The organism is Acinetobacter uliginosus, assembly GCF_044130295.1.
Lineage (GTDB): Bacteria > Pseudomonadota > Gammaproteobacteria > Pseudomonadales > Moraxellaceae > Acinetobacter.
Genome location: NZ_JBIQOC010000056.1, coordinates 1 through 5,249, shown reverse-complemented (window position 1 = coordinate 5,249; position 5,249 = coordinate 1). Strand labels below are relative to the sequence as shown.

At 42.4% G+C, this 5,249-nt stretch carries 4 protein-coding genes and 2 pseudogenes; 3 read left to right on the top strand and 3 right to left on the bottom strand.

The features are described from left to right. From ACE01T_RS11520 to ACE01T_RS11510, 3 genes and pseudogenes are all read right to left on the bottom strand, one after another. Window positions 1-2,478 (bottom strand): SNF2-related protein (locus ACE01T_RS11520; protein WP_395519295.1); only part of this gene is annotated, 2,478 nt, incomplete at its 3' end. A gap of 262 nt (window positions 2,479-2,740) precedes the next feature. Continuing rightward, a pseudogene (locus tag ACE01T_RS11515) lies at window positions 2,741-3,037 on the bottom strand (integrase core domain-containing protein); the annotation flags it as partial. Window positions 3,038-3,106: 69 nt separating this feature from the next. Next, window positions 3,107-3,595, bottom strand: a pseudogene (locus ACE01T_RS11510) (IS3-like element ISAcsp5 family transposase); the annotation flags it as partial. 90 nt (window positions 3,596-3,685) lie between these two features. Here ACE01T_RS11510 and ACE01T_RS11505 point away from each other — a divergent pair. The 3 genes from ACE01T_RS11505 to ACE01T_RS11495 form a co-directional block, all read left to right on the top strand. Continuing rightward, window positions 3,686-4,069: a transposase gene (locus ACE01T_RS11505; RefSeq protein WP_395519294.1), complete on the top strand. Its 384-nt coding sequence runs from the start codon at window positions 3,686-3,688 to the stop codon at window positions 4,067-4,069. Further along, window positions 4,066-4,401 (top strand): IS66 family insertion sequence element accessory protein TnpB, encoded by a 336-nt coding sequence (tnpB, locus tag ACE01T_RS11500; protein ID WP_000618091.1) that lies wholly within the window; start codon window positions 4,066-4,068, stop codon window positions 4,399-4,401. The genes ACE01T_RS11505 and tnpB overlap by 4 nt, the downstream gene beginning before the upstream one ends. A 74-nt stretch (window positions 4,402-4,475) precedes the next feature. Then, a partial coding sequence (locus tag ACE01T_RS11495) for an IS66 family transposase (RefSeq protein ID WP_395519293.1) occupies window positions 4,476-5,249 on the top strand: 774 nt, incomplete at its 3' end.

Here is a 5,249-nt window from a genome sequence, read left to right as displayed (position 1 = left end):
ATATAAAAATCCTGGCATCAGAAAATAAAATAGTGCCCACAGCTCACCCAAATGATTTTCCATAGGTGTACCGGTTAGACATAGACGATGTCGTGCTTTTAATTGTCGTACCACCTGTGCAGCTTTGGCACGCGGATTTTTGATATTCTGTGCTTCATCCAAAATGAGTTGATGATATTCATATTGCTTCAGTTGTTCTTCATCTCTCGCCAGAAGGGGATAGGTGGTTAACACAATGTCATAGTGCGGAATCTGCTCAAAATACTGATGGCGGTCAGGCCCCTGTAGCAGCAATACCTTGAGCTCAGGGGTAAATTTCTCCGCTTCTTTGAACCAGTTATGCATCAGCGATGTGGGTGCAACAATTAAGGCGGGGCTGTCCTGCAAATATCCAGCCTGCTTTTCCATGAGTAAATGGGCTAAAGTTTGTGCTGTTTTGCCCAAGCCCATATCATCTGCCAGAATCCCGCCATGCTGGGTTTCCCTTAAAAACTGTAACCAGCCTAAGCCCTGCTGCTGGTATGGACGCAATTCCCCCTGAAAACCTTGTGGTGTCGGCAGTTGTTGCTGATAGCCTTGTTTGAATTTCTGTACAAATTGCTGCAGCTGGTCACTGACCTGCCATGTCATCCCAAGATTATGCTGTAATTCTAATAGTTGACTCGCATCATAGCGATCGATACTGCGCTCTTCTTGCTGTAAAATGCTCTGCAGATGCAACAATACCGGCTTAATGTCCCTGGCGGATAGAGCCAAATCAGGTTGATCCACTGCAGTTTTCAGGGTGAAAATTTGACTGTCATGCAGATGAATAAAAGTCCGTGGATCAAGTAAATCAGGATTTACTCGCACCAAAGCTACGAGCGCATCAAGCAAATTATAAGAATTGCCTGCACTGTCTTGAACCGTCGCCCCGATATTGAACCAGTCCTGCTGACCTTCAGATTCAGTGATAGAAATATTTAAATTTTCAACATATTGCAGGTTAAAGGGGCTGTTTTCCAGATGCTCTATCTGCCAGCCTATTAACTCAATTTGATTGATGGGCATCAGCTGTTTGATCCAGTCTCCATAGAAAGCAAAAACCATAGAATCAAGACGTTGTTTATCCAGTTTTAATTGCTGGTCATAACTAAGATCTTTCACCCACTTCAGTGATTCGACCAATAGCTGTAAACGCTGGATTGACTGTTGTTCCTGAACTAAGTCCCGAAGCTGTCGTACCATTTTGTCATGCTGCTTACCAATAAAACTGTCGCCTGATGTACCTGCTTTTATTCTTCCGCCTGCATAGGAGAATTCAATTTCAGCACAAACAGACTCTTCCCATTTCCAATCAAATTTATCTAAAACACCGAAGCGTAAAATTGGCTGGGGACTACCCTCAAGGACATCAATATGCTGAATAGACTCGGGCTGAGGCAGATTTTTCACATCTGAATATTGATGAGTCAGTTGCTCAAACTCTGGCAAGAGCATAGTTGGAAGATCAGGCATCTGTAAAAAATGGTACAGAAGATTTGCCGTATATTCACCATATAACTGGCCCACCGTGTTCTGTTGAATATCCACATAACATGGTGGATGGCTTGCGAGAATCTGAATATGAGGATTTGATTTTAAATCGAGTCGAATATCACCATTGACCAATTCAATGTTTAAATGCTCTGTCTGTTTGTTTAGACCTTGTTGCCAGATCAGTTCGATGTGATAGCCTTGTTCTGACCATTGAAGTGCAGCATGGCTCTTTTTTTGCCAATAAACATCGCCACTTTGAATAAAAGATTTGAAATGCTCCAATAAAATTCCGGAGATATCAAGATTGCTTTGATAAAAGCGTTCGTCGCTGTTTATTTTGGCGTAATAATAAATCTGGTTAAATAATTGTCGTTTTTGTTCAGGTAAAGTCAGATGCTTTCTGGTGATATTTTCATATTGGGTATAATCACTTTCACCGGCAATCGAGCCGTTTTTATTGCGTCTGGCCTTCTGAACATCAACTGTCAATTTCTTTAAGCTGACCGACTGATCTAGCAGGTAAATTAAATAATTGTTTGTTTTGACAGATTGCTCTGGTTCAGTCTGTTGTAAATACCGTTTAAAATCATTCAACCAGCGCTGTGCCTGATCATCCCCCCATCGGCGTTTTGCGATTCCCTGCGGAGATTGAGATTCAGCATAACGCTGTTGAAATTCCTGGCGATATTCCTGAAAGAATAACCGCGCTAAAGCAGCAGCATGTTTACAATTATATCCAACCGGACAATTGCAGTCGTCATCAATTAAACGGTCTTTTTTAAGATTATAGGTAATCGCGGTATCATAATAATCTGTGCCCTCCACTTGAGCATACATCGTGATATCGTCTTTTTCCTCAAAGAACTCAATCGTTTCCCTATCAATGTGTTTAGCATAGCTAAGACTGCGCTGAATAGTTGCAGTACTAAAGCGAGATAGAAAATTGATCAATAAGGACATAATTACCAGACACTACAAATGTTTATACAATTATAACGGAAACAGCTGTCATTTCAGAACAGTAGCAGAACTGCTTAACCTGAGCACAGATTCGACTCACAATAGGAATATTGTGAGTAAAGACCATCAAATCCGAGAAGTTAAACAGATCATTGAGGTCGAAAATATCCTGATAGAAAGTGATTATTTCTTCACGACCGTTAATTTTAAACCAAATGGGGTCAAAAGTTTTAGCATTGTTTCTATGTGTGATTCATAGAGATCATTTCAATTTAGCGATCTCTAGATCCATCTTGTAATTGGCATGTTGAATCCGTTCATTTGAGGGGTTGTATTGCTTCTGGACTTCATCTGAGAAAGGAGTTTCTTCACATAATTCAAAGTACCTCTCCATCGGTGTTTTACCTTTCAACGCTGAATGTGGTCTCATCCAGTTATAGTAATGCTGCCATTCGGCTAGCTTGTCTTGGATATCCTCAGAATCGATATCTACAGTAGCGTAGAACTCAGATTTATCAGTTTTTTGTGAACGCTCTACCTTGCCATTCAGATGAGGTGTAATGTGGTTCCGTTAATTAGACCACTCAATTCAGTTTTATAAGTGATAAATCCGCTCTAAATATTTAAATTATGCTGCCATTACTTTTAGTAAATGTTGATCATAAAATTCATCCGGTGTTGCCTTATTCAAACTTGAATGAGGACGTATCATGTTATAAAAATCCAAATATTCAGCAATTGATTGTTTCGCTTGTTTAACCGTATCGTAAGCCTTCAAATAGACTTCCTCATGCTTCACGCTGCGCCATAAACGCTCAATCATTACATTATCCATCCATCGTCCTTTCCCATCCATACTGATACGGATATTTCGCAATTTTAACTCATTCAAAAATGCCTCGCTTGTGAATTGACTGCCTTGGTCTGTATTAAACACCTCTGGACAACCATATTTCACAATTGCTTCTTGCAACGCATCTATGCAAAAGTCTGTTTCCATACTGATCGATACTCGATGAGCCAGTACTTTACGACTATGCCAATCTATAATTGCACACAGATAGACAAAGCCTTTAGCCATAGGAATGTACGTTATATCTGTACACCAGACTTGATTAGAGGTAAGCATCCGGCTAACACAGCCTTACCAAGCGATCCTATAAGCCTTAATTTAGTTCCCACCTAAAAACAAGTGGGGACTTAATCCATGAACATGGATATATATTCAGCAACACCTCCTGTTGCTAAAAAACGCAGAACATACATTAAAGAATTCAAACTCAGTATTGTCAATGCCTGCAAAAATCCTAATACCTCGATCGCTTCGGTCGCACTGCAACATAGTATTAATGCCAACCTTGTCAGTCGTTGGATCAGGATCTTCAGCCATCATGAGGGTGCTGTGCAGGATCCTACTCATGTGAATCCAGCATTTATTGCTTTGCCTTACACTGCTGCAATCAGCCAACCTATTGATGAGAGGATCACGTTGTGTATCACCGTGCCTCATACGAATAATGATATTCAGCTAAAATGGCAGACATCAGAAATACCTGCCTTGGCAGAATTACTCAAGGCACTTGCAACATGATCCGCATTGATGAAATCTGGTTGTCTACTCAGCCCATGGACATGCGTGCAGGTATGGATACGACCATGGCTCAGGTGGTGAGAGCCTTTGGCTACATCAAACCGCATTGTGCTTACCTGTTCTGTAATAAACGTGGCCATCGCATGAAAGTACTGGTACATGATGGACTGGGCATCTGGCTGTGTGCCCGGCGGCTGGAACAGGGCAAATTTCACTGGGCTCAAGTTCACCAAGGTGAAACCGTGGCCCTCAGCCCGGAACAGTTACAGGCACTGATCCAAGGTTTGCCCTGGCAGCGCATTGGACGACAGCAGGTGGTGACGATGCTTTAAACCAGGCTGTTCCATTCTGCTATTCTCCAAACGTTCTATTTCATTCTTCTCATGACCTCAGGCATACTGCGGTCATGAATACGCTGCCTGACTTAAGCCAACTGACCCATGAACAACTGCTGGAATTCACCAGGCAGTTGGCGATGCAGCATCAGTCTCTAGCACAATCAAACCAGCAATTAGATGCCAGAGTTCAACATCTTGAAGTCACCAATCAGCAATTAGATTCTAAAGTTCAACATCTTTCTATTCTCACGCAAAAATACGAGCATGAGCTCGCACTATTTAAACAGCACAAATTTGGCAGTAAAAACGAACATCTCACCGCAAAACAAATCCATCTGTGGGATGAAGCGGTCGAAGAAGATATTGCCGCTGTTGATCTGGAACTGGAACGGCTGAATGCAGATAAAACTGATGCAGCGACACACAAAGCCACAGTCAACAAACCTAAACGTCGACTGCTGCCCGATCATCTACACACCATCCGTATCGAGCATGAACCAACATCAACCCAATGTGCTTGTGGCTGCACCTTGCGTCGTATCGGCGAAGATATCAGTGAAAAACTACATTTCAGACCGGCACAGTTCTATAAGGAACAGCATGTGCGTGGCAAATGGGTCTGTGATCAGTGTGACACCCTGACTCAGCAAGCGATGCCCGCCTATGTGATTGATAAAGGTATTGCCAGTCCTGAACTACTGAGCCATGTGTTGGTCTCGAAATACGCAGATCATTTACCGCTGTACCGTCAACGTCTGATCTATCAGCGGGCGGGAATCGAGCTTTCTAGATCAACTTTATCTGACTGGATAGGTCGCTGCGGTGTAGAACTGGAGCCTCTG

What these genes read in the sequence shown, in the direction of transcription:
- ACE01T_RS11505 (WP_395519294.1), top strand. Translation starts at nt 3,686, where the DNA reads ATGAACATGGATATATATTCAGCAACACCTCCTGTTGCTAAAAAACGC.
- tnpB (WP_000618091.1), top strand. Translation starts at nt 4,066, where the DNA reads ATGATCCGCATTGATGAAATCTGGTTGTCTACTCAGCCCATGGACATG.